The organism is Streptomyces saintjeani, assembly GCF_055409605.1.
Genome location: NZ_CP189624.1, coordinates 6350051 through 6376059, shown reverse-complemented (window position 1 = coordinate 6376059; position 26009 = coordinate 6350051). Strand labels below are relative to the sequence as shown.

General features: G+C 69.4%; 14 protein-coding genes. 5 read left to right on the top strand and 9 right to left on the bottom strand.

Annotated features, from left to right (window positions below; all coding sequences use genetic code 11):
* Positions 1–23 precede the first annotated feature (23 nt).
* The gene (locus ACQCO7_RS29165; protein ID WP_464074594.1) at positions 24–3116 is read left to right on the top strand and encodes an AfsR/SARP family transcriptional regulator; all 3093 of its coding nucleotides are present in this window, start codon (positions 24–26) and stop codon (positions 3114–3116) included.
* Between the two features lie 94 nt (positions 3117–3210).
* Here the strand turns inward: ACQCO7_RS29165 and ACQCO7_RS29160 are convergent, their stop codons facing one another.
* The 8 genes from ACQCO7_RS29160 to ACQCO7_RS29125 all read right to left on the bottom strand — a co-directional run bounded on the left by ACQCO7_RS29160 (position 3211) and on the right by ACQCO7_RS29125 (position 11141).
* Positions 3211–3396, bottom strand: a complete 186-nt coding sequence (locus tag ACQCO7_RS29160) for a hypothetical protein (protein WP_464074593.1) — start codon at positions 3394–3396, stop codon at positions 3211–3213.
* Positions 3397–3500: 104 nt separating this feature from the next.
* Positions 3501–3983, bottom strand: a complete 483-nt coding sequence (locus tag ACQCO7_RS29155) for a DUF4430 domain-containing protein (RefSeq protein WP_464074592.1) — start codon at positions 3981–3983, stop codon at positions 3501–3503.
* A 126-nt stretch (positions 3984–4109) separates the two neighbouring features.
* Complete coding sequence (locus ACQCO7_RS29150; RefSeq protein ID WP_464074591.1) at positions 4110–5180, bottom strand: LacI family DNA-binding transcriptional regulator; 1071 nt, start codon at positions 5178–5180, stop codon at positions 4110–4112.
* A 252-nt stretch (positions 5181–5432) separates the two neighbouring features.
* Complete coding sequence (locus tag ACQCO7_RS29145; protein ID WP_464074590.1) at positions 5433–7796, bottom strand: beta-galactosidase; 2364 nt, start codon at positions 7794–7796, stop codon at positions 5433–5435.
* 5 nt (positions 7797–7801) lie between these two features.
* Entirely contained in the window at positions 7802–9565 is a 1764-nt protein-coding gene (locus ACQCO7_RS29140) for a beta-galactosidase (protein WP_464074589.1), read from the bottom strand.
* 247 nt (positions 9566–9812) lie between these two features.
* Complete coding sequence (locus ACQCO7_RS29135; protein WP_464074588.1) at positions 9813–9965, bottom strand: hypothetical protein; 153 nt, start codon at positions 9963–9965, stop codon at positions 9813–9815.
* Between the two features lie 124 nt (positions 9966–10089).
* Positions 10090–10734, bottom strand: coding sequence for a hypothetical protein (locus tag ACQCO7_RS29130; protein ID WP_464074587.1), 645 nt, complete (start codon positions 10732–10734; stop codon positions 10090–10092).
* Positions 10731–11141 (bottom strand): ATP-binding protein, encoded by a 411-nt coding sequence (locus ACQCO7_RS29125; protein WP_464074586.1) that lies wholly within the window; start codon positions 11139–11141, stop codon positions 10731–10733. Before ACQCO7_RS29125 ends, ACQCO7_RS29130 begins: the two co-directional genes overlap by 4 nt.
* Before the next feature lie 244 nt (positions 11142–11385).
* On the opposite strand from ACQCO7_RS29125, the gene ACQCO7_RS29120 reads away from it, so the two are divergent.
* The 3 genes from ACQCO7_RS29120 (at position 11386) to ACQCO7_RS29110 (ending at position 13140) form a co-directional block, all read left to right on the top strand.
* On the top strand, positions 11386–12246 hold the full coding sequence (locus ACQCO7_RS29120; protein WP_464074585.1) for a helix-turn-helix domain-containing protein: 861 nt from the start codon (positions 11386–11388) through the stop codon (positions 12244–12246).
* Between the two features lie 9 nt (positions 12247–12255).
* Complete coding sequence (locus tag ACQCO7_RS29115; protein WP_464074584.1) at positions 12256–12462, top strand: DUF397 domain-containing protein; 207 nt, start codon at positions 12256–12258, stop codon at positions 12460–12462.
* 114 nt (positions 12463–12576) lie between these two features.
* Positions 12577–13140: a Uma2 family endonuclease gene (locus ACQCO7_RS29110; protein ID WP_464074583.1), complete on the top strand. Its 564-nt coding sequence runs from the start codon at positions 12577–12579 to the stop codon at positions 13138–13140.
* A gap of 837 nt (positions 13141–13977) precedes the next feature.
* Here ACQCO7_RS29110 and ACQCO7_RS29105 read toward each other — a convergent pair.
* On the bottom strand, positions 13978–22236 hold the full coding sequence (locus ACQCO7_RS29105) for a ricin-type beta-trefoil lectin domain protein (protein WP_464074582.1): 8259 nt from the start codon (positions 22234–22236) through the stop codon (positions 13978–13980).
* Between the two features lie 340 nt (positions 22237–22576).
* On the opposite strand from ACQCO7_RS29105, the gene ACQCO7_RS29100 reads away from it, so the two are divergent.
* On the top strand, positions 22577–25684 hold the full coding sequence (locus ACQCO7_RS29100; protein WP_464074581.1) for an FG-GAP-like repeat-containing protein: 3108 nt from the start codon (positions 22577–22579) through the stop codon (positions 25682–25684).
* Positions 25685–26009 lie beyond the last annotated feature (325 nt).

Sequence of the window (26009 nt, the reverse complement as noted above, 5' to 3'; positions counted from 1 at the left end):
ACACGGGGGCTGGGAGAGGGTACGTGGCGTATGGGAAACCAGAAGACGTCCGCTTCAACATCCTTGGTTCGCTTGAGGGTTGGCACGGCGACCGGCGGCTGAAACTCGGCAGCCCCACCCAGGAGCGGGTGCTCGTCACCCTGCTGCTCGAACCGGACCGGATGGTCCCGGTCTCCCGGCTGGTGGCCGCCGCCTGGGACGACGAACCGCCGCAGACCGCATCTCACCAGGTCCGCAAGGCGGTTGCGGCGCTGCGCACCCGGATTCCGGGCGGCGCGGACCTGATCGTCACCGACGGCACCGGCTACCGGGCCGTCCTCGCCGACGACCAGTTGGACCTGCACGAGTTCAACCACCGTACGCGCCGGGCCCGCGAGGCCTCGGCGGCCGGGCAACTCACCGAGGCGATCGAGGAGTTGCGGGCCGCCGTCGACCTGTGGCGGGGTCCGGTCCTCGCGGGTGCGGGCGGGGCGCTGCTGGCCGCCGCCTCCGCCGCCCTGGAGGAACGGCACATGGCCGTCGCCGAGCAGTACCACGAGCTGCGGCTCGAACTCGGCGAGGCGGGTGAACTCGTCGGTTCTCTACGCGAGTTGATCGCCTCGCATCCTCTGCGGGAGGCGCTGCGAGGCCAGTTGATGCTGGCGCTGTACCGGTCGGGGCGGCAGGCGGAGGCGCTGGAGGAGTTCGCGCGGGTGCGGGAGCTGCTCGTCGAGGAGCTGGGCATCGATCCGGGGGCGGAACTGACGCGGCTGTACGAGGCGATCCTGCGCGACAGTCCGGAGGTGGCACCGCGTTCGCCGACGGTCCGCAGGGCGTTGAACGGTACGGCGGCGGCTGGTTCGACGGCATCCGGCGCGGCGCCCGGGTCGTCGCCGGCCGGTGCGGTGGCCGTCGGTCCGGCTCCGGACTCCAAACCGGCCGACGCGCCAAGGACGTTGCCGTACGACCTCCCCGACTTCACGGGCAGGCAGGCCGAGTTGGAGCGGATCGTCACCGCCGGACGGACCCCGGGCCGGGGAGCGGCCCGGCTCGTCGGGGTGGACGGCATGGGCGGCAGCGGCAAGACCGCGCTCGCCGTGCACACCGCGCACCGGCTCGCCGAGGAGTACCCGGACGGCCAACTCTTCGTCGATCTGCGGGGGTTCAGTCCCGGCGAGAAGCCGCAGGAGGCCGGTCCGGTCGTCGACTCGCTGCTGCGCAGCCTGGGCGTACCGGACGACCGGATGCCCGAGGGCATCGAGCGCAGGCTCGCTCTCTGGCAGCAACTCTCCGCGAAGCGGCGCCTGTTGCTGGTCCTCGACAACGCGGTGGACGCCGCGCAGATCCGCCCGCTGCTGCCCGCGTCCGAGGGGTGTCTGGTCCTGCTCACGAGCCGGATGCGGATGCTCGACCTGGACGGCGCCGAGTGGCTCTCCCTCGAACTCCTCTCCCCCGCCGACAGCACCGCCCTCCTGGAGCGCACGCTCGGCGCGGACCGCGTCGCCGCCGAGGCCGAGGCCGCCGAGCAGCTCGTGAAGCTGTGCGGGGGGCTGCCGCTGGCGCTGCGGATCACCGCCGCCCGGCTGCGCAACCGGCCCCGCTGGACCCTCCAGTACCTCGTCGACCGGCTCGCCGACGAGACGCGCCGGCTGAACGAACTCAGCACCGGCGAGCGGAGCGTGGAGGCCACGCTCCGGCTGTCGTACCAGGCGATGGAGGAGCCCCGGCGGGCCGCGTTCCGGCTGCTCGCCGAGCATCCCGGGTCCACGCTCGACGTGCACTCCGTCGCCGCGCTGCTCGACGGCTGTGTCCGTACGGCCGAGGACGTCCTGGAGCACCTCCTCGACATCCACCTCCTGGACCAGCCGGAGATGGGGCTCTACAGCTTCCACGACCTCGTGCGCACCTACGCGTTGGGGTTGCGCGGCGACGAGGACGACAGCGCCGGGGCGCTGCGGCGGCTCGTGTCGTACTACGTGGCCGCGACCGAGGCGGCCTGCGACGCGCTGTTCCCGGGGCGGACGCGGTACGAGGCGGACGCCGATCAACCGGCCTGGCGGGTACCGGAGTTCGTGACGGCCGAGCAGGCGCTCGGGTGGTTCCGGCGGGAGCACGACGCGTTGCGGGCGGTGGTGGAGCGGGCGGGGGTCGCGGGGCTGCACCGGGACACCGTCGTGCTGAGCCGGAATCTCATGTTCTGTCTCAACCTCCTTGGCCGGCATGAGGAGTTCGGGGCTGCCGCGCGGGGTGCGGTGGCGTCGGCGCGGGTGCTCGGGGATCCGTTGCTGCTGCGGGTGAGCCTCGGGAATCTGGGCATCGCGCACTGGTGGCTGGGGGCGTTCCAGGACGGGATCGAGGCTGCCGGGGAGGCGCTCGGGCTGGAGGGGGGAGACCGGGCGACCGAGGCGTTCTGTCTCGATGTGCTCGGGCTGCTGCACAGCGCGCTCGGGAACTTCGAGCGGGCCCGCGCCTATCTGGAGCAAGGGATCGCGCTGCACCGGGAGTCGGGGTCGGCGCGGATGGAGGCGGAGGCGCTGGCCAACCTGAGTTCCGTGCTGACCTGGAGCGGGCGGTACGCGGAGGCCGCCGTACTCGCCGCGCGGGCCACGGAGTTGAACCGGCGGCTCGGTGAACGGGGCAACGAGATCACTTCGTTGACCTGGCTGGCGCTGGCCCATCTCGGGCTCGGGGAGTCCGAGCGGGGGCGGGTGTGTCTCGCGCAGGCGCTCGAACTGTGCGACGAGAGTCTCCAGCCGGGGAACGTCGCGCTGGTGCACGCGCACTGGGCGTTGCTGTGCCAGCGGCGGGGGCAGGAGCGGGAGGCACGCGAATTCGCCGAGCAGGCCCTGGAGTTGGTGTCCTCGCGGGGAACGTCCCTGCGGCGGGCGGCTGTTGCCAACGTGGTGGGGGTGGTGCGGCGGCTCCAGGGGGAGCCCGAGCGGGCGTTGGAGCTGCACCGACGGGCGCATCAGCTCGCGTCGACGCTGGGGTACCGGATCGAGACGGCTCGGGCCGCGGCGGGGATGGGAGAGGTGATGGCGGCGCTCGGGGATCTGGAGGCGGCGGCGGAACACCGGGCTGCGGCTGGGGAGTTGTTCGACGCGATGGGGGTTTGGGAGGTGGGGCGGGGGATGTGAGGGGCGTACGGACGACGAAGGCGGGCCGTCCCTCTCGGACAGCCCGCCCCCTCTTTGCTACCGGCAACTCGCGGTCCTGTAGCGACCGTTCGTGTCAGTACCGCACGCTGCCGGGGCCCCGGTCGTCGGCGAGGACGACCGGGCCGGTGAAGCCCGGCCCCCGGTCGTCCGCGCGGACGGTGTGGGCGGGGTGCGTGACGGCGAGCGCTCCGATGGCGAGGGCCGCCAGGCCGGTCACGGCCGTCATGGCCGCCTTGTTCCGCGGAGTGCTCGTGCGCATCGCTGTCCCCCAGTGTCGTCGGCGTTCGTCCCGCTGCCGGGATGTCACCGATGGTGCCGCAGGACGTTCCCCGTGGCTTCCCGAGTCGTTCCCGGTGCGGGAGTTCAGAGAGTGGTCCAGGTGAACGCCACCGCGTCCCCGGCGTTCAGCTTGAACTGGCAGCCGCCGACGGGGGTCGAGGTGCCGTTGACGGAGATGTTCCAGTAGGCGGTGGCGTCGCTCTTGACGTTCTTGATGCTCTCCACGAAGTAGTCGTCGAACGAGGCGTACCAAGTGCCGTCCCAGGTGAAGCCGTTGGCGCGGGCCGCGTCGTCCAGGGCCGCCGTCGGGGTGGGCACCGGGGAGGGGTGGGCGCCCGCGTTCGTGCCGTCGCACCGGTGGGTGCCGCCCGTGGCGGGGGTGACGTCGTGGCCCTTCGTCCTGACCTTGCCCTTGAAGAGGAGGCCGTCGGGGCCCTGCACGGTCAGGGTGACCTTGACCGGCGCGTTCGTGCCGGCGTGCTGGGGCTGGGCCTGTGCGGTAGCGGTCGCCGGGGCGGCGAGGAGGGTGAGGGCGAGGACGGTCGTGCTGATCGCGGTGCGGCGCATGTCGGTGCCTTCCGGTGCGGAGTACGGATCAACGGCCGTAAGGAGTCTAGGGGTTGTTCGGTGCCTACGCGGGTCGTACCCGGTTAACCCTGAAGGACTACTCAGCGTGACCCTGGTGCCCTCTCCTCAGCGTCGGTACGGGGCCGTGCTCTCGCGGACGATCAGGTCCACCGGTACTACGGACGGGGGTACCTCAGGGGTAGGGCCCGCCTCGATGCGGTGGAGGAGGGCGTGCAGGGAGCGGGTGCCGATCTCCTGGAAGTCCGTACGGATCGTGGTGAGCGGCGGGAGGTAGTGCGCGGCCTCGGGGACGTCGTCGTACCCGACGATGCTGACGTCCTCGGGGACGCGGCGGCCCGCCTCGTGCAGGGCGCGCAGGATACCGAGCGCCATCTGGTCGTTGGACGCGAAGACGGCGGTGACCTCGGGGTTCTTGGCGAGCTGCCGGCCGAGGTCGTACCCGGAGTCCGCGCTCCAGTCGCCGACGAGCGGCTCGGGGACGGGGGCGCCGGCCGCCTTGAGGGCGGCCTCCCAGCTCTCCGCGCGGCGGCTCGCGGAGGTCCAGCCGGTGGGGCCGGCGACGTGGTGGACGGTGGGGTGGCCGAGGGAGAGGAGGTACTCGGTGGCCTTGCGGGCGCCGGTGTGCGCGTCGGCGGTGATCATGGGGGTGCCGTCGCCGAGGTCGTTGTCCATGATGACGAGCGGCATGTCGAGGCGCGCCTGTGCGAGGGCGGCGGCCATCCACAGCTGGGGGGCGATCGCGATCATGCCGTCCGCGCCCTCCGCCGAGAGCCGCTCGACCGCCTCGACGACCGTGTCGGGGTCGGCGGTGTCGAGCGCGATGGAGCTGACGAGGTAACCGGCTTCCTGCGCAGCGGTGTTGACGGCGGTGAGGGTGGAGGCGGGGCCGTAGCGGGCGGCGTCGAAGGAGATCACGCCGAGCATGCGGGTACGGCCGCTGGCGAGCGAGCGGGCGCTGCGGCTGGGCCGGTAGCCGAGGGTCCGCATCGCCGCGCGCACCGCCTCGCGGGTCTCCGCCCTGACCGCCGGGTTCTCGTTCAGCACCCGCGACACGGTCTGCTTGCTGACCCCGGCGAGCCGCGCGACGTCCTCCATCACCGGCCGGTTCCCCGCGAAGTTCCGCCGGCTGCGCCCGCCTCCCTTCGTCCCCGGGTTCCCGGCAGCGCCTCTCGTCATGGTGGGTGCTTCTTCCCTCGGCCGTCCCCCGGCCCGCTCGATTCCGGGGCCTGGGGTCGCCGGCGCTGGGGTGGCCGACGGATTCACAGGATAGGACGGGGGTGGGTGGAGGGGTGGCTCTGGAGTACTACGGGTTGCAGGGGCTGTACGGCCCGTAGCTCTCAGGTACTACGGGCCGTACGGGTCTGCCGGAAGTAGCTCTGAAGTAGTACGCGGGTACGCCTCGGGTCTCCCGGAGACGGCGCCGGCCTCTCAGCCCACCGTCCAGACCCTCGCCGTGACGATCTCAGCGCCCCGGATCCCGGCGCCCTCCTCCCGCTCCACCGGCAGGTACACCCGCGCGGACGGGTCGGACGCCAGTACCCGTACCGTCAGCTCCTCACCCTCAGGTATCAGCTCCAGTCCGATGTCCCAGGGCCTGCCGGAGGAGAACTGGTCGGCGACGAGCCGCTCCCCCACGTACGCCCGGGCCACGTCGCCGTGCCAGTGGAGCCGTAGGACGCCGTGCCGGTCGTGCGCGGGGACGCGTACGCGGTACTCGGCGGCGGACCGGTCGTACCACTCGTCGCCGGGGGCACTGGCCCGCTGGAGTACGCCGGTCGTGGGTGGGGGCGGGTCATCCGCAGGGCGTACGAGGTCGACGGCCGGTACGGGGGCCGGGTCACCGGCATCGGCATCGGCATCGGCATCGGCATCGGACAGGGTGTACCGCGTTAGTACCCCGTCCCGCGTCTCGCTCAGCGCCTCCGCCTTCGGGAGCCGGTCCGGTGCAGGGAGGACGGCGAAGGAGACGGTGTCCGCGCTGTGCGGGGTACGGCCGTGCAGCCGGACCTCGGCGCGGTACTGGTCGAGGACGACGCCCTCGGCGGAGAGGATCAGCCGCTCGGCGCCCCAGGCGAAGCCCTTGTAGGCGGTGCGGGCGGTGGCGGCGTCGAGGACGAGGAAGGCGATCAGCTCCTCGTCGAGGTTCTCCGCCTCGATCCACGCGCCGGTGCCGGGCCGGATGCCGGTGATCAGTACGCCGCTCCCGTCGTCGAACGCCGGTCCGACTGCGGCTCCTTCCGGCATGGCGTTCACCGCGACGCCCCCGCCGAGCGCGACTTCGACCGGCACCCCCTCGGTCGCGGCCAGCACTAGGACCGTACGGGCGCCGTCCTGGACCGTGCACACGGGCTGAGCCGTGGCCCACTCGACGCGCAGCCCGCCGAACTCCATCCTGAACGGCCAGCAGAAATAGGCACCTTGGGGAACCGTGAAGGGCTCATTCGGGAAGGTCAGCCCGCCGACGGTGAACGTCGTGCCGGGATGCTCCGCCAACTCCCCGTGCGGCTGGTGGTTGTTGACGAAGAGGAACCCGGACTCCCCGTCGGTCCGTACGGCCCACCGCAGCGTCTCCATGTCGTGCTGCCCCGTCGGCGCCTCCAGCGGAAGCACCGACTCCATCGGCGCGATGCGCTCCCCGAACTCCGCCAACAGCAGGTGCTGGAGCCGGAGTTCGTCGTACGAGTCGCGGTACTGGCCGTACTCCCCCAGCGGTGCCTGGAAGTCGTAGGTCAGGGTGGGGAAGTCGTTGGGGTACCCGGTGGCGTGGGACTCCTGGAGGCCGGGGCCCGGGTTGGTCCCGCCGTGGAACATGTAGTAGCCCTGCCAGACGGAACCGCAGCCGATCTTCGTGAGGCCGAGGGACCCGATGTCGGCGGCGTCGACGCGCGGGCGGCGGTGATACGCGACGGCCATTCCTCCGCCCAACTCGCAGGTGGCCCACGGGAATCGCTCGGCGTACACGGACGAGTCGACGCCCCGCACAGTCGTCGGGCGCAGGTCCGCGCCGATGTCCTCGTCGTCCCGCTGGTGCGTGAAGAAGAAGTGCTTGCGGCAGGTGTCGGGCCAGCCGCCGTCGGCCTCGGTCCAGAAGGTCTCGGGGTAGCCGCCGTAGAGCGGCATCAGTTCGTCCCCGGGGAGCTGGACTCCGCCCCAGGCGGTGGACGTCCACAACGGAGCGTCCATGCCCGCCTGTTGGGCCATCCGTTTGAGGGTGAGCAGGTGGCCCGGCTGGTCGTACAGCTCGTTCTCGATCTGGATCGCGACGATCGGGCCGCCCGACGCCCTTTGCAAGCCGTCGAGTTGGGCCGCTATCGCCTCGAACCAGGGCTGTACGGCGGCGAGATACGCCGGGTCGTCCGTGCGGGTGGCGTCCGTGCGGGCCAGGACCCAGTCGGGGAGGCCGCCGCCTCGTACCTCCGCGTGGGACCAAGGGCCGACGCGGGGGATGAAGTCGAGGCCGTGGCGGGCGCAGAGTTCGGCGAAGCGGCGGAGGTCGAGGTCGCCGTCGAAGCGAGGGGCGGCTTCGGTCGGCTGGTGGTGGATCCAGATGACGTACGAGGCGACGGCGGTGACTCCCGCCGCCTTCATCTTGAGGAGTTCCTCCTCCCAACCGGCGTTCGGGTAGCGGGAGTAGTGGAACTCGCCCGAGACCGGGAACCAGGGTTCGCCGCCCCGGGTGAGCCAGCGGCTGGTGACCTCGATGGGGTCGGGGACGCCGGGGGCGTCGGAGAAGGGGAGGTGGCCGGTGCGGGGTGGGGTGGGCGGGGGCGGGAGGTGCAGGTGGTGGGTCACTGGCCTCACTGCCCCTTCGGGCCCAGGTCGGGCACGTCTACGAGGTGCGCGCGGTTCGTCGTGTTCGCCTGGAGTTCCAGCACGATCAGCGTGTTGGCGCCGGGGCGCAGGACAGGGCCCGGGACGTAGAGGGTCTGCTGAGGGCCCCGGTTCCAGTACCGGCCGAGCGAGAAGCCGTTGATCCACGCCTGGCCCTTCGTCCACCCCGGCAGCGAGAGGAACGTGTCGGCGGGGTCGGTGACCTCGAACGTCCCCCGGTGGAAGGCGGGTTCGGCGCACGCCTCGGTCTCCGCGTCGGCGTACAGCGCGGCGCCGAGGGGGGCGTCCATCGGGAGCGGGCGGCACTCCCAGCCCGTGACCGGCATGCCGTCGAACGTGACCGGGCCGAGCAGGCCCTTGGGGGCGCCGATCTTGGGGCCGTAGTTGACGCGGCCCATGTTCTCCACGAGCACCTCCAACACGGCGCCCCTGCGGTGCACTTGGACCGGGAGGCTGGTCTCGCGGCGCTCGTTCTCCAGCACGCCGACCGGCGCGCCGTCGACGTACACCTGTGCCCTGTCCCCCACGCCGCCCTCGAAGCGCAGCACGCCGAGGCCGTTCTTCGGCAGGCTGCTGCGGTACAGGACGTATCCGGCCCGCATCCCCAACTCATCGGCGGTGATGGGGGTTTCGGTGCGGACGGTCCGGCCCGACAGTTCGGACAGGTACGGCAGCAGCGGGGCTCGTTCGGTCAACTCGACCTCGGTGACGGGCAGTTTGGCCGAGGGGGCGGGCAACTCCTCCGGTACCGGTGCGTACTTGGCGATGACCTCGCGGAACGCGTGGTACTTCGGGCCCGGGTCGCCGTTCTCGGTGAGGGGTGCGTCGTAGTCGTACGACGTGACCGTGGGGGCGTACGTGTGGTGGTGGTTGGCGCCGTTCGTGAGGCCGAAGTTGGTGCCGCCGTGGAACATGTAGATGTTCACGGAGGCGCCGGCCGCGAGGAGTTTGTCCAGGTCGGCGGCGACGTCCGCGGTGTCCCGGGTGTGGTGCGGGCCGCCCCAGTGGTCGAACCAGCCGATCCAGAACTCGGCGCACATCAGGGGGCCTTCGGGCTGGTGCGCCCTCAGTGTCGCCAGCGCGGTGTCGATCTTTCCGCCGAAGGTCCCGGTGGACAGGACGCCGGGGATACTGCCGGCCTGCTGGTGTTCGGGGTTCACCTGGTCGCAGGTGAACAGGAGTTCCTCGATGCCGCGTGAACGGAACGCCTCCACAAGGTACTTGAGGTACTCGGCGTCACTGCCGTACGCGCCGTACTCGTTCTCCACCTGCACCGCGATCACCGGGCCGCCGGACGCGGCCATGTGCGGGAGCAGCGGGGGCAGGAGGAGGTCGAGGTAGCGGTCGATGATCGCCGTGAACTTCGGGTCGCTGCTGCGGAGTTGGACGCCCGACTCCGACATGAGCCAGTGCGGGAGGCCGCCGCCGTCCCACTCCGCGCAGATGTAGGGGCCGGGCCGCAGCAGGACCTTCAGCCCTTCGGCCTGCGCGAGCCGCAGGAACCGTGGCAGGTCCAGCAGGCCGTCCAGCACCAGCGTCCCCGGTTCCGGCTGGTGCAGGTTCCAAGGCACGTACGTCTCAACGGTGTTGAGCCCCATCAGCCTCGCCTTGCGCAGGCGGTCCGCCCACTGGTCCGGGTGCACCCGGAAGTAGTGCAGCGCCCCGGAGATGATCCGGAAGGGCTCGCCGTTGAGCTCGAAAGACGTAGGGGTGGTGGTCAGGGCGGACATGGGGGTCCTTCCGGAGAGGGGGGTACGGGACGGAGAGCAGGCAGAACCCTGAGGACGCGGATCGGGCACGCAGCCTCCCGGGGACGGCCCACATCATCGTGAGCGGCTCTCAAAACCTCCGACGGCCGATGATGTTACCGGTAACATAGACGTCGTCAACAGGGTTTGTACGAGGGTTTGCGAAAGGGCTGGACAGAGGGGGTGCGCAGGGCGCCGCGTGGCTCAGGAATCGCTCGGGGTGTCGCGGTCAGGCGCGCGGCCTGGTCCCGTACATCGCGAGGGCGGCCGGGGCGGGCAGGGGTACTTCCTCGCCGTATTTGCCCTGGTGCGCGCTGTCGTACTGGCCCTCCCCCGGTCTGCCGAACAGGGACAACGTGCCCGTCCGGGGGGCGATCCGCAACAGCAGGGGAACGCCCGCCGCCGCATACCACTGGTGAGGTCGGGGGTCACGTAGCCGTCGAGGGCGCCGGGCATGGGGACGGAGTGGTGTGCCGGCCGGGCTCGGCGCGCGCCGCGCGAGCGGGTCACGCCTCGCCGCTCTCCCGGTTGTCGGCGAACCGCTTCAAGTCGACGGTCTCGAACGAGTGAAGTCTGCGGACCATCTGTGACGCGAGATACCAGCGCAGGCAGGCGTGGCCGTACGGAAGGAAGCCGATGTCGGCCGGGGCGGGGCGGACGTGATGGCCGGTGTGTTCGTAGAGGGCGCCGACCACGCCGTGGAGGCGGGGCGCGGGGACGAGGAGGACCGTCGGGTCGTCGCGGAGGTAGGGGCATAGGGCGGCGGCGGTGCGGACGTGCCTGCGGCAGACCGGGGGTTGGGTGGTGAGGAGGGTGGTTTCGTGCGGGCGTAGTTCGCCGGGAGCGACCAGGAAGGTGAACCCCCTTTTCGTGCGGGCGGGTTGGGCGCAGACCTGGCACAACAGGCGTTGCATGCACTCGCGTTGGCGGGTCGGGTGGACGTCTCGCCATCGGGGTTCGCCGGTGGGGAGGCCGTCGGGTCCGCGTTTCTGCGGGCAGCGGGCCCACAGGACGTCGTGCAGGTCTCTGTCGCCGGGGAGTTCGGTGCGGTAGGCGAGCCGGGGGCGGCCGTCCGGGCCCCAACTTCCGCACAGCGCCTTGCGCTTGACGGGGTCCTCGCCTGCGCGGCAGGTGATGTACGGGACGATCACGACGTCGCCCTCCTCCCGGCGCCCAGCCCGCAGCACACATCCTTGCCCGTCGGCGTCAACTCCGCCCGCAACCAGTCCGTCAGCGCCGCGACGAGTAGCATCCCCCGCCCCGACTGCGCCTCCCAGTCCGGCTCCCTCACAACGGGGAGCGCGCGGGAGCGGTTGCTGACGGTGACGCGCAACTCGTGGGCGGTGACGTGCAGTACGAGGAGGGCGAGGCCGCCGGCGTATCGGTGGACGTTGGTCAGCAGCTCGGTGACGACTTCGAGCGTGTCGTCCACGACGGCGTCAAGTCCCCATGCTCGAACGTGAGTTCCGACCACCCTGCGTACCCAGCGCAGCTCCTCCGGTTCGACGAACAGGGGCAACCGGAACTCGTGGTGCACCTGTTGGGCGTGTTGTGCCATGCCGCCTCCAGTTGGGGGGTTCGGCAGCCAAGGTCGGCCCAGGTCCAGTAGCTTGATGCTGACGGGCAAGACTTGACTGACTGGGCACCAGAGTGAGCTAGCCACTTGCCTGCTCGCAACATACTTAGAGGAATAAATCCGAACGAGCTAAACACTCACGGGACTCTGGCATATGCCGCAACAGGCGTGACCTTCTCCCCGAGTTGCGTCGTACGACAGACTTGGTCCCGCTCAAGGAGGAGATGTGACCAGCAGGCAAGGCCCGACGCTCAGGCAGCGCAAGCTCGGAGCCGACATGAAGCGGCTGCGCGAGGCCGCGGGCATCGGCCAGAAAGAGGCCGCCGCCGAGATCGACGGCCAGCAGAGCAAGATCTCCAAGATGGAGACGGGTAAGCTCCGACTCCGCCGTCTGGAGCTCCAGGCCCTGCTCGACCTGTACGGCGTGAAGGACGAGAGGGTCCGCATGGACCTGCTCACGCTGCTCCGGGAGAGCGGTCAGCGGCAGTACTTCCCGGAGTACAACCTCGGCGTGAACCTGCGCGAGATCGTGGCTCTGGAGTCGGAGTGCACGCGCATCGAGGAGTTCGCGGCCATGTACACGCCGGGCCTACTCCAGACACCTGAGTACGCCTACGCCATGATCCAGGGGCTTGAACCGTGGCGTAGCCCTGAGGAGGTAGAGCACTACGTCGGACTCCGGATGGCGCGGCAGGGAGTCTTCGAGCAAGAGGAGCCACCGCAGGCGGTGTTCATCCTTGACGAGGGGGTCGTACGCAGGCCGGTCGGCGGCCCCGAAGCCATGGTGAAGCAGCTAAGTCACCTGCTTGAGTTGACGCGGAAACCTCACGTGACCATCCAGGTCGTACCACTCGATCAGGCGGTCTACGCTGGGCTCGAAGGGTCCTTCAGAATCCTCATCAACGAGGACGCCACCACCTTGGACGTCGTGGAGATCGACACCCCTACCAAGGCCCTCTTCATGCAAGACGCTGCTGACGTCACGGGGCATCGCAAGTTCTTTGACGAGATTCGCGCAGCCGCCCTATCGTCACGGCAGACCACTGACTTGATCAGGCTCGCGATGCGGGACTTCGAGAGAAGCTAGAGGAAGACGATGATCCGCAAGAACCTCCCGGCAGGCGGCTGGACGAAGAGCAGCTACAGCAACGGAGGCGGCGCCGACTGCGTCGAGTACCTCCCCCTCCCCGCCGGCGAGGTCGCGGTCCGCGATTCGAAGGCCCCCTCCCACGGAGCCTTCGTCTTCCCCACCCACTCCTGGCTGACCTTCGTGAACGCCGTCAAGTCGGAGCATGTCCGGTAACTCACCCGCACCGACGAACCCGGTGTCGTCGAGTGAAGACGTCCGTATGCTGGCCGTATACCGCCTGTCGGGGTCACACCCAGGACTCCCGGTCGGACGAGGAGGTGAAAGGGAATGGGCGTTGCCATCGACCACACCGGACCCTGGACCGTCGCCGACGTCCTGGCTCTGCCCGAAGATCGCACCGTCCGTTACGAGCTGCTGGGGGAATCCCTCGTAACGTCCCCCGCGCCCGGCATCCGCCACCAGCGGGCCTCGTTCCGTCTCCACGTCGTTCTCGACACAGCCGCCAGAGCCGTCGGCGCGCCGGTAGAGACCCTGGCAGGTGTCAACGTCGTCCTGCCGTCCGGGTTGGTCGTACCCGACCTGGTCCTAGCCGACGCGGGCGCGACCGCCGACGACCCCGTCACCGTCGACGTCGACGCGGTCCAGCTCGTCGTCGAACTCGTCTCCCCCGGCAATCGCACCATGGACCGCAAGATCAAACCCCTGCTGTACGCGGAGGCCGCGATCCCGCACTTCTGGCGTCTGGAGTTCGACCCGGCCCCGATGCTCGCGGTCTACGAACTGGAAGGCGGCCGGTACGTGGAACGGACAACAGCCCTGGCCGGCGCGACAACCCACCTGAACACACCGTTCCCCATCGAGATCGACCCGGCCACGCTCTCCCGGCAGTAAAGCCGAGGCCGTCGCAACCTCTGGTACGAGCAAGCGGTACCGAGTTGCGATAGCACGGCAGCCTGTTTGGCACAGCAAGGTTCCGGCAGTTCAACTCACTGTCACGCACTGCGTGTTCGGCATTCATGCGCTGGCTGGAGCAGTCTGGGGGCGACATGTACGCGTACGAGGAGTGGCTGACGGTGTCCCAGCTGCCGCCGTACGCTTCTGACCTCAACCCGCAGGACGGCATCTGATCATTGGTCAAGCGCGACCTGGCCGACTTCGCCGCCGCCAGCCTCGAAATACACACAGCCAATACAGCGTCGCCTGCTCGCCCTTGACAGCAGACACCCCCAGAGGCCCCACCAGAAATAAATCTGGTGGGGCCTCTGGGGGTGTGGCCTGATGACGCTTAATCGATCAGCGTCGTAACAATCCAGACCTCATATTCCTCAGTTGTCACTCCGCATGAAACGCGACCATCGAGGGACATTGCAACAAACTCCGGCTCTCCTTCAATGGAACCAAGGAGCTGAGCCAATCTCATCGAACAGGTGCGCCGGACGCGAGCCCATGGGGCATTCACGGCCCCCGCACCAGCCACACTGATGAGAAAGTCACCTTGCCCCCCAAAGAGTCCAATTTCGTCGGAAATCCTCACCCATTGGTCCTGCACCTCGGAAAGATGAAAATTCGCCTCTAGTACGCGAATCCGAGCTGCGGGCTCAGCCCCACCGCTGACAATTGGACGCCACGCCTTCATGGGTTCCGGGACTTCTCCCGACCATGCACTGTCTAGGACGGCAAGACCCGCCGACTCCAGCAAGGACCTGCGCGCTTCGAGATCCAAAATACTCACCCGATCGATTCGTAGTACATGTGATGCGAACCTCCCACCGGGGAATATCGCTCAAATTCAGAGGTCATATCCCAGCCAAAATTCACACCTTCACGAGTCGAGTCAATCTTCGGCTGTCCTGCATGGAAGTGAGAGAACGGCGCATTCGGATCATTAGTGTGCTCGGCGATCAGGCGGGAACCATCCTCTGATTCGAACTGCTCATAGACTCCATGCGCACCCGGATTTGAATCAAATCTATAGCCAGGCATTCCGCGCTGGGTCACATCGTCGCCAACTGTCCATACCGCATCCGGAACTGCATCAGATGAAATTCCCGCCCGACTGTACGCCGCCGCCTTCGCTTCAGACCGTGTCGCAAACGTTTGATTATCCGGACCGCACCCGCTGGAATTGTGGACCAGAATCGGCGTGCCGCCTGCCAGCACATAATACGTGTGAGCATCGCCGACGGTCAGATTGTGGACCGTCGCGCCCGTGCTGGTCCACCGTTCCACCGCAGCGATCTGGACGAGCGTGCCCGCCCCAGTTCGCAGCCATTGTCCGGCCTTCAGGTCGGTGGCGTCGACCCACTCCCGCAGTTCAGGAACCCAGAACGGATGCCCGTCGGTCGCGGTCACGGAGGCCGTCTTGGTGCCCTTCTCCCCGTCGACGTCGATCGTCACCTTGACCAGGTGCTTGAGCCCCTCCCCCTTGATCTCGGCGGTGACCGTCTCGACGCGGGTCTCACCCGACTTCGGGTCGGTGGCGATGACCTTGTCACCCGCCTTGACCTTCTCGATCGGTTTGGTCGAACCGTCGGCCATCAGGACCTTGGTGCCGGGGACGAAACTGTTGCTGATCGAGCAGGAACCGCCGCTCTCGGCCTTGCCGGAACCCCCACCCCCACTCGACCCGCCACCGGAGCGCGAGGATCCTCCAGCGTTGCCGCCGGGCTTGGAACCGCCAGGCTTGGAGCCCCCACCGGCATTCTTCGCCGTGGAAACCTTCGGCGCAGCCTTCGCCTGGGCCTGCTTCTGGACCGGATTCCCGGTCTTCTTCTTCTGCGCCGCAGCCGCGTCAGCCGTACGTTTCGCCTGTTCCGCAGCCTTCTTCTTCGCCCGCTGCGCAGCCTCCCGTTTCGCCTTCTCGATCGCCGCCTTCTTGGCATTCAACGCGGCCGTCTCGGCAGCCTTCGCCGCCTTCAACACCAACTCGGCAGCCTTCTTCGCCGCCTTGAACGACTCGATCGCCTTGATCGTCCGATTGACGGCCTTGAGGACCCCCGGGATCTTGCCGGCCTTGAACCACGGGATGGCTCCGATGACCATGCCCGCGCACGACCACATGTCCCCGCCGAAGCACGCCATCGCGTCATTGATCCCGATGAAGTCCTTCAGCGTCTCCCACGCCACCGACAGAATCACCGACGTCAGCGACTTCCCCATCATCGCCTGCGCCTGTGCGACTTGGGCCAGCGACAACCCCGCCCCCGCCAGCGCAGCCGCCCGCTCCGACGCCGTCAAGCTGATCGACAACCCCGTCGGATCCGACATCGTCACCGGGTTGTTGTGCGCGTACGAGTACCCGTTGGACTGCAACACATCGTTCAGGTCAAGGACCGGGTCCGCCGAGAGGAACCGCCCCACCACCGGGTCGTACAACCGCGCACCCAGCGGCTGGAACCCCGACGCATCATCCCGATCCGCCCCCAGGAACCCCTTGTTCGACTGGAAGTCGACCCCCACCGTCCCGGTGCCCCGCTGGTTGCCGAACGGGTCCTGCTTGCGCACCCGCACCGGCATCGACCCGTCGAGACCCACCTCGACATACGTACTGCCCTGATGATCCCCGGCCAGCGCGACAAGGAACTCCGTGCTCGCCCCCTGCGCGTACCGCATCACCGCGCCACCCGGCGCCGAATACGTCCGCTGCGAGTTGACCAGCGCCCCACCCGCCGCGACGGTCACCTCGGTGTCACCCAGGAACAGCGTCGCCTGCTTCCCCTTGACGGCAAGAAGCTGCGAGCCGTCGGGACCGTAGACGTACCGCGTATCGTCCTGCGCCGCCCACTGCTGCTCCGCACGAGACGCGTCACACGCGGCCAGCACGATCAACGCCGAGTTCGCCGACGAAGCGTCCTTCACCGCGAAGCACAACCCCGAAGCCACGTGCACGAGTTGACCGGCAGTCGTCCGCCGCACCTCCTGCGAAACAGCAGAAGCTCCCGTCACGCACTTCTGGAGCTGGACCGCCGCCCCCGCCGCACTACCCGCAGGCTGAGCACACCAGTCGTCGTAGATCCTGAACGTCCCCCGATTCGGATCCGCCTGCCCAGCGGCCACCGCGAAGCTCCAGCGCTGCGCCGGCGTGCCGTTGCAGGAGTACAGCTGGATCGGCTGACCGGCGGTCGTGACGCTGCCCTTGAGGTCCACGCACTTGTCCGCGAGCCCCACATAAGGCGTGCGACCCCGCGTCCCCGCACCCGTGATCCGCTCGACCTTGCCGTCGTACGTCCAGGCCAGCTCCTGCTTGTCACCGTTCTGGACGGACGTGATCGACTTGGTCTCGCCGGTGAGTTCGTACAGGCGCTCCGCCTCGGCCGTGACCTCCGGCCCACCAGCAGCGGCGCGGTACTTCTTCGCGACCTTCGTGAGCGTGTGCGGCTGGCTGCCGTCCGTCTTGCCGTACGTGTACGACGTGACCGCGTCCAGCTCCGCCGAACCCGCGAGGTTCTTCTCCGTCAGCTTCGTGCGGTTGCCGACGAGGTCGTACTCGTACTCCTGCCAGTAACCCGAACTGTCCGCACCCGCCGCCACGTTCAAAGAACCGTCGGACTTCTTCGGGCCCACGCAGGACAACAAATCACCTGAAGTCCACGCCGTCTTGAGCTGGCCCAGCGGGTCGTACGTGAAGCACTGGCGCTCGGCGGCCTTGCCCTCGGCGTTCTCGCGGATCGAAGTAACGTTGCCCGAGGGGTCGTAGGCGTAGGTCCGCCTCGACACCAGGTTTCCGGCGACGATCGCCTTGTCGTCCGACTTCTCGCGGTGGACCGACTGTTCGGTCAACTCCCCGCTCGACTCGTCGTACAGCGCGCTCGTCCACACCCGGTACGGCTGCGCGCCCAGCGTCGAGCGCAGGACCTGGCCGTGGACGTCGTAGACGGTCTCCGCGCCGTACCAGTCCTTGCCGCTGATGGAGAGCGGCTTGCCGTTCTCGTTGTAGCGGACGACCAGGTTCTCGGCGTCGAAGCGGCCCGCCTTGGGGAGGGTCGCCTCCTGGAGGCTGCCGGTGTCGGTGTAGGCGTAGCCGTACTTGTATGTGGTGTCGAGGCCCCATGCGTCCTTGAGGGACTGCGGGAGGGTCAGCGTCGTGGACGTCGGCTGGTAGTCCTTCGTGTAGCCGTCGACCTTCTGCGTGTACGCCTCGCCAGCCGTATAGCGGGTCGCGCTGTACGGCATCCCCTTGCCGCCGGGGGCCTTGTCGTAGTCGAGGGACGCGAGCAGGGTGCCCTTGTCATCCCCAAGGCGCTGCTCGGTCGGGCGGGAGAGGACGTCGTAGCCGTTCCAGACAGTGGCGCGCTGGGTGCTGGTCTTCAGCGTGCGGTCGCGGTGGTCGTACTCGGTGCGCGTCGTGCCCGTATCGGGGTCCGTCGCCGTGACCTGGCGGCCCCGGTTGTCGTACGTCCAGCTCCACGGGCTGTTCGGCTGGGCCGAGTTGACCGCCTTGGTCAGGCGGCCGTGGCGGTCGTACGTGTAGCGCGTGGACGTGAAGCCGTTCGGGGCCTGCGGGTTGAAGGTGTCGAGGCGCGAAGTGCGGCCCAGCGCATCGGTGAAGACGCGGTAGGACGAGGTGCCGACCGGGTTGATGACCTTCGACCAGTCCTGGCCGTACTCGTAGCGGGTGGCGCGCTCCTCGACCGGCTGTGAGGTGGCCTCGCCGGACTGCGCGTCCTTGACCTTCAGGACCGGGGTCTCGGCGAGGACGCGGCCGAGGCCGTCGTACGTGTAGCGGGTGATGTTGGGGACGGCGGTGTCGGCGAGCGGGGAGAAGAGTTCGCCGGACTTCGCGTCGAGGGTGAAGTAGGCGTTGTTGGTCTGCCAGATCTCGCCGGAGGTGTTGTAGAGGGTGTCGGTGATCAACTGGCCGCCGCCGTCGGCCTCTTCCTGCGTCTGGCGCTCACGGCCGAGGCCGTCGTAGAGCGTTACGGAGGTCTCGACGCGGTTCTCGTGGCCGCGCGCGTACGTCGTGACGTACGGCGGTCTGCGGTTCTCGCGGTTCGCGTCGTACTCGGGGATCGTGTAGACGGCCTTGAAGTCCGGTACGGCCGAGGCGGACGGGGTGCGGCCCGCGCCCCAGGCCTCGACGAGGCGGCCGAGCGCGTCGTACTTCGCCTCGCTGGTACGGCCGTTGGCGTCGGTGGTCTTCAACGACGTTCCCCGGCCCGGCTCCAGTTCCTGGATCTGGGTGTGGCCGGCCGCGTTGGTCTCGGTGACCTTGAAGACCTGGCCGGTGGGCGGGTCGTAGGCGATCGTGCCCGAATTGCCGTCGGGGTCCGTCTGCTTGACGACCCGGCCGGTCGCGTCGAACTCGGAGCGGCCGTTCGGCTGGAAGCCGGAGCCGTCGCCCTTGAGGGACCAGGTCTGCGACGCCTCACCGAGGGTGCCGGCCAGGAGGGCGACGCCGTATGACTGACCGTCATATGCCGTGCGGGTGGCGCCACTCAGGGTGGACAGGTCGCTGAAGTCGGCCGCCGCACAGGTGGTCGGGGAGACCAGGACCTGCTTGGTCAGGCCGATCAGGTTCTTCGCCGTCTGGTGGACGTACTCCAGCTTGGTGCAGGACTCGTCGCCCGGCTTGCCGGTGTCACCCAGCGACTCGACCTGAGCGGGCAGGCCGTGCGTCGGCTCGTACGTCGTCGTGGACTTGACGATCCGCTCGGTGCGGGTGTCGTCACCCGTACCGGAGGAGCGGGTGTACGCGATCTCCTCGGGCTCGGTGACGCGCCAGGCCCGCAGCGGGGACAGGCCGTCGTCGCGGGTGCGGGTCGCGAGGACGGTCGCCTCGGGGACGGTGACGCTGCGCGAGAGCCAGTCCGTGTCGGCGTCGCCCGCGTTCGTGTACGTCAGCTCCTCGGCGATCCGCCCCGCGAACGGCTCGCGGTCCTTGGCTATTTCGGCGCCGGTGATGTCCTTGACGGGGACGTCGTCGCCCATGCCCCGGAAGAAGCGGGTGACCGCCTTGGAGCGCTTGCTGCCGATGGACGGCTCGTCGCTGCCGGTGATGACGGTGGTCTGCTCGAACCCCGCGAACTGGGAGTACGTGCGGGTGGCCTTCTTCGTGAACTCGGCCTCGGCGAGCCGCCATCCGGCGTTCTTGTACTGGTAGGCGGTCTGCGTGGAGAACGCGCCGTCGACGTTGGGGAGTTCCTCGATGGTGTCCACGACGTACTTGTGGAACCAGTCGATGTCCTCGACCTCGGGGTCGGGGTGCCAGTAAGTCGGGTAGCACAGGCGGGTGTTGGCCTTCAGCTCGGCGGTGTCCTTCTTGCCGGGCAGGCCGGTGCCGGTCTTGCAGTCGCCTTCGGGGGTCTTGTAGGTGACGACGGTCTCGCCGCCGTACTCGTTGATGACGCGGGCGATGCGCAGGCGGGAGAAGCCGGGGCGCGCGTCGTCCTTGACGCGGTTCGGCATGTCCTCGGCGTTGGACTCGAAGCGGACCGCGTTGAGGGTGGTGCTCGCGCCTGCGCGGTCGTAGCCGGTGCGCTGGACCGACTCCAGCCACAGGGCCGTGTTCGGGCCCGTCCTCAGGACCGGGAAGTCGTGGGTGAGGGTGTACTTGTCGACCGGCTGGCGGGCCGTGGAGCCGGCGACGCGCTGGGTCTCGGTGGTGACGGCCGTCAGGCGCTTGCGGGTCCAGAAGGACGGGCCCGCGTTCCAGCACTTCTTTCCGGAGGCGGCGCAGCGCAGGTCGGCCGGGGTGTCGTACCAGATGCGGTACTTGCCGGGGTCCTTGTCGGTGAAGTTCGCCTCGGAGCAGACGCCGTCCTTCGGCAGGCAGCGTTCCGCGACGGAGAAGGTCACGCGGGAGGTCGCCGGGGTGTCGAGGACGCTGCCGTCGGCGTCCTTGCGCTGGCCGTAGTCGATGTGGTCGAGCCAGGCGCCCCGGTCGTACTCGACGGGGGCCTTGAAGTTGAAGTTGCGGGCGTAGAAGTTCTGTTCCTTCTTCCACCACAGGGACATGGCGTTGCCGTGGACGTCCTCGACGTAGTCCAGGTTCCAGCGCCAGCCCTGCGTGCAGGCGGAGTTCTTCCACTCGGACTGGTAGCAGTCCTCGCCGCTGTGGTTGCCGTACACCGGGACCGTCAACACCGAGTCGGTGACCGGCTTTCCGCTCGACCAGCCGGGCAACTTGTGCTTGCCGAAGTGGTACTTGGTGCCGTCGCGGGTGGTGACGATCCAGTACTCGCCCTTGTAGGCGCCGTTGCCGGTGGAGTCGTCGCGGATCTGCTGGACGACGGCTCCGTCACCGTTGGCGGTGGTCCACTTGCCGTCCGCCCACACCAGTTCGGTCGTGGTGCCGCCGAGGGAGAGGGTGGCGTTGTCCGAGCCCCAGCACAGGTCCGAGGTGCGGTGGGTCTTGTTGTTCGAGCCCGCCTTCTTGGAGTCCTCACGGCAGGTGGCGTAACTGCGGGTGATGGAGCCGGGGTTGTAGTCCCAGCCGTCGCCGATCCAGGACGCCTGGTTGTTGGTGGCGGAGGTGCGGCCGTCGACCGTCTGGGAGGAGTAGCCGAAGCTGACCTTCGGTGTGAGGCCGCCCGCCGACTCCGGGACCTGGAGCTGGTAGCCGTAGGTGAAGGCACCCGAGGAGGAGCCCGCCGACCAGGAACCGGAGGAGAGGAGGGGGGTGGCGGAGAAGTCGCCGGAGGTGGAGGAGCCGGTGTCGAGGGCGCCGACGACGCGGGGGCCTGCGGCGTCTACGGCGGGGAGGACGGTGGTGGCGGGGGCCGTGGTGGAGGTGGTTCGGGGCGTGGTGGCCGGGGTGGCCTTCCCTGCGGCCTGGGTGGCTTTCCCGGCTGACGGGGTCGCTTTCCCGGCCGTGCGGGACGCGGTGGCGGATGTGTCCCGCGCAGCCGCGCCAGCGGTGTCGGCCGGAGCGGCGGAGCTGTACGTGACAGCCGCGCCGGCGGTGCCGGCCAGAGCGCGGGAGCTGTACGCGGCAGTCGCACCGGCGCTGTCGGACGGCGCTCCGGAGCCAGACCCGGAGCCAGACCCGGAGCCAGACCCGGAGCCAGACCCGGAGCCAGACCCGGAGCCAGACCCGGAGCCAGACCCGGAGCCAGACCCGGAGCCAGACCCGGAGCCAGACCCGGAGCCAGACCCGGAGCCAGACCCGGAGCCAGACCCGGAGCCAGACCCGGAGCCAGACCCGGAGCCAGACCCGGAGCCAGACCCGGAGCCAGACCCGGAGCCAGACCCGGACGCCGTGCCGGCGGTCCGGATAGACGCGCCGGTCGTGGTCGAGGTCTCCGCGCCCGCCAGCAGCTCGGCGACCGGCACCGACCCCGTCAGGATCGTGCGGGTGGTCTCCTTCTTCGCGGCGGTGATCCTCGCCGGGGCGTCGCCCGCCGGGACCTCCTCGACCGCGCTGGACAGCAGCTCGGGCCGCGCCTCGGCCGTGCCCGACATGGTCGTGACGCCGTCCTCGGGGGCGCAGTCGCCGGTGCCGGGGGCGTCCAGGACGCAGTCCGGGAGCAGGGTGAGGCCGAAGCGCTCGGCGGCCTGGGGGCCGTACAGGTCGGCGAAGGCGGTGGTGTCGACGGCGAGGGCGACCTCGGCGGCCGGGTCGGCGGTGGCGGGCGGGGTGACCCGCATGATCAGGCCCGAGACGCCGGCGTCCTGGGAGGTGGCCGGTGAGGCGAGGTCGACCTTCCAGGCACCGGCGAGCGTCGCCGGGTCACCGCCCTCGGGGACGCCGACCGCGATCGGGAGGTCCTCGACGGGGACGGTGGTGCCGGGGGCGGTGTCCGCCGCGATCGTCGCGGTGCCGCTGTCCTCGGTCCACGGGGTGACGGCGGTCGGCACGTACGGCTCGACGGGGACCTCGGGCGCGGTCGTGAGGTTCTTCTCCGCCTCCTCGTCGCCGTCGAGGGGCTGGGTCTCCGGCAGCTTCGGCAGCTCGATCGCCCTGGTCATGCCGGGCGCCGGCACCGACCACGCCTCGGAGTTGAGGCTCGTCACGGTCAGGACCGAGGACAGCAGCAGGACCGTCGCCACGCGGACGCGGCGCCGTCTTGGACCTTGAGAACGCAATCGCACACGCATACGCGTCGACCCCACCCAGGCGATGCAGACAACAGAGCTGATCAGGACCTTCTGGCATGAGCACCGCAGAGTTCAAGGGCTTTGAAGTGGAGCAGAACCGTACGTTTGAGACTTGCACCACAGGCCAATCCGTCACCGAGCGTGCCGAACCGGACACAAAATCCCCGGTAAAGCGCTCACCAAGCCTCCATCACGGATTCATAAAATTTTCATCCGTGGACGAACGGTGAGAACCGTGTGATCGTGTCGGCGCACATGTCTCCATCCGTCCTGGTTCACACGGGAGTGGTCCGTGCGTACACGCACCCGGCTGACCCTCGCCATCGGCCTGGTTCTGGCCGCCCTGACTGTCGCCCTGCTGCCCTGGTGGCATCCCGACGATCCGCCGACTCCCGCTGCCCGAGGGCCCGTTGACGCTCGCAAGGCCGAGGTCGGCCCACGGGACGAGGCCGCGGCCGTGGCCGAGTCGCGGCGTACCGGCAAGGCGGTGGCCGTCGACACCGCGACCACCGCCACCGCGCTGACGTGGGCCCTGCCCGACGGCCGGATGCGGACGGAGATCGCGGCGCTCCCCCGGCGCGCCAAGAACGCCGAGGGCCGCTGGGCGCCGGTCGACAACCGGCTCCGGCGCACCGACGACGGCATACGCCCGGCCAACCCGGTGGTGCCGCTGCTGTTCTCGGCCGGGACGCGGCAGGACAGGGCGGACCGGTCGTACGCACGCCGCACCCTGACGGCCGGTCAGGACACCGTGCTGGCGCAGACCGTCATCGGCGGGCACGCCATCTCCTACACCTGGCCGGGCGAGTTGCCGGAGCCGGTGCTGAGCGGTCAGCGCGCCCTCTACTCCGAGGTGCTGCCCGGCGTCGACCTCCTGATGGTCGCCCGCGCGGAGGGCGGTTTCGCCCAGCTCCTCATCGTCAAGACCCGTGAGGCGGCGGCGAATCCGGCGCTGGCGTCGCTGTCGTACGGGCTGAAGTCGTCCACGGCCGTCTTCCGGTCCGATACGTCGGCGCAGCGCGTGCTGATCACGGACGCCTCCGGCGCGGAGGTCGGGTCCGTGCCGACGCCGTTCGCGTGGGACTCCGGCGGACGCAACCCGGAGCTGCCGGAGGACCCGGACGCGCCGGGCGACTCCGTCGCGACGCCGGAGGAAGTGCTGGCCCTGTCCGGGCTGAACGGCATCGAGCCGGGCTCACGGCAGGCACCGGCGCCGATGGCGCTGACCGGGGAGGGTACGGGGACGGCGCGGCTTGAGGTGAAGGCCGGTGCGACCGGGCTGCTCAGTGATCCTGAGGCCCGCTTCCCGGTGTTCGTCGACCCGGCGATCCAGCCGCGCACGTCGGGTTGGACCGTGGCCTACCAGCCCCACCCCAACTCCAGCTTCTGGAACGGCGTCAACTACAACGACGGCACGCCCGAGGCTCGGGTGGGCCACGAGAACGACACCGGCGGCACCGCCCGTTCGTTCTGGCGGATGAACTACAGCAGCTCGCTGAAGGGCGCGACGATCAGCAAGGCGTCCTTCAAGGTTCTGAACAACCACTCCTGGTCGTGCGAGAAGCGGGAGTTCCAGCTCTGGATGACGGGAGCGATCTCGTCGGGCACCACGTGGAAGAAGCAGCCGGCCTGGACGACCGAACTCGACCGGAAGTCGTTCGCACACGGCTGGAAGTCCAGCAACTGCCCTGACGAATTCGAGGAGTTCGACATCAAGGCCGCCGCGCAGAAAGGCGCGGACGCCGGCTGGTCGAGCCTCACCCTCGGGATGCGCGCGACCAGCGAGCGCGACACCCAGACCTGGCGCAAGTTCCAGGCGGCCACGGCGCAGCTGACGGTCGAGTACAACCGCCCCCCGGCCACCCCCAGCGGCGTGACCAGCGCCCCTGGCGGCACCTGCAACACCGCCACGGCCGGTGCGACGATCGGCAAGACCAACGTGGTCCTGTCCGCCAAGTCCACCGACCCGGACGGCAACCTCAAGGGCCTGCGCTTCCGGATGTGGAAGTCCGGCGCCGCCGTCCCGGCGGGGACCCTCGTCACCAGCCTGTCCAGCGGCAAGGCGTCGATCACCATCGCGGCGGCCAACCTGGCGGACAAGGGGGTCTACTTCTGGGACGTCCGCGCGGAGGACTCCGGCGGGCGGTTCTCCGATTACTTCCCGACCAGCGGCAACCGGTGCGCGGTGACCATCGACGCGTCGGCCCCGCCGCCGCCGACGGTCGACAGCGAGGTGTTCCCCGAGCTGACCAGCGACGGGCAGACCTGGGCGAAGGTCACGTTCGGCAATACCGGAGCCGTCACCTTCACCTCCCCGGGCGCGGCCAAGTTCCGGTACGGCATCGAGGGGTTGTGGTGGAAGACCGTGGACGCGGTCGGCGGCACCTTCACCGACCCGGCGCTCAAACCCCAGCACACCGGCCCCAACTGGCTGAACGTGTACGCCTTCGACGCGGCCGGCAATCAGAGCGCGGTCACCAACCACGGCTTCTACGTCCCGCCCCGTGACACGGGCGACGAGCCCGGCGACGTCAGCGGCGACAAGCTGCCCGACATCCTCCACGTGAACGGCAACGGCCAGCTCTTCACCTGCGTCGGCCTGCCGGCCGGTGAACTCCAGGGCTGCATGCCCGCCTCGTACACCACCGGCGGCGCGCTGCACCCCGCCGGGCACTGGTACGACGCGGCGACGAACAAGGCCGCGCTGATCACCCACTTCTCCGACGCGTACCCCGGGGACGGCATCACCGACCTCTTCGCCGTCTCCCCCGACGGGACCTTCTGGCTCTACCCCGGGGACGGGTACGGGAGTTTCGACGTCGACCAGCGCATCCGGATCATCCTGCCGTCCGACGTACCCGCGCCCTCGACCTGGACGCAGATCAGGGCCGTCGGCGACATCACCGGCGACCGGCTCCCCGATCTCTTCCTGCGCTCCGGCGGCTCCTTCTGGGTCCTCTCCGGCTACACCGGCGGGAAGTTCCAGACGGCCACGATGATGAACCCCGACGCCTGGGCCCGCCGCGACATCGTCAACGTCGCGGACATCAACGGCGACAAGACGCCCGACCTGCTCTTCCGCAACCTCGACAACGGCACCATGTCCGTCCGCCCCGGCAAACCCGGCCCCGTCACCGGCAGCGTCGACCTCGAATCCCTCAAGCTCGGCTCCAGCTCCCTCGGCGGCACGGACGTCGCGTACGGCACCGGCTGGGCCGAGTCCGCCGTCTCCACCGCCATCGGCATCCCCGACGTCAGCGGCGACGGCATCCCCGACATCTGGGCGCGGTCCGCGACGGACGGCCAGATCCGGCTGTACAACCCGAGCCGCACGAACACGAACGCGGCGGTGAAGGTGGTGCTGTCGGCGGACTGGAGATCGGTGCGGGCGATCGGCTGACACCCGTACGAGAAGGGGCCGCCCTCCGGGGTGGCCCCTTCCGTCTTTCAAACCGGCGTCCGTCTTTCAAACCGGCGTCAGATCTCCTCCGACCGCAGATCCCACGGCAGCCGCTCCCCCGCCGCCGCCTGCGCCGCCCGGAGCCGGTCCAGGTCGCCCGGGCGGGTTCGGACAGCGCCCCGCCGAGGGCGGCGTACGCAACCGGCACGAACGCCGCCGACACCGGCAGAAGACCGTCCGCTGGGGTCATGACGTGGTCGTGGAGGGAGGTGGTGAACGCCTCTCCGTGTTCCCCGTCGAGCCCGACCAGCTCCGTGATCCGCCC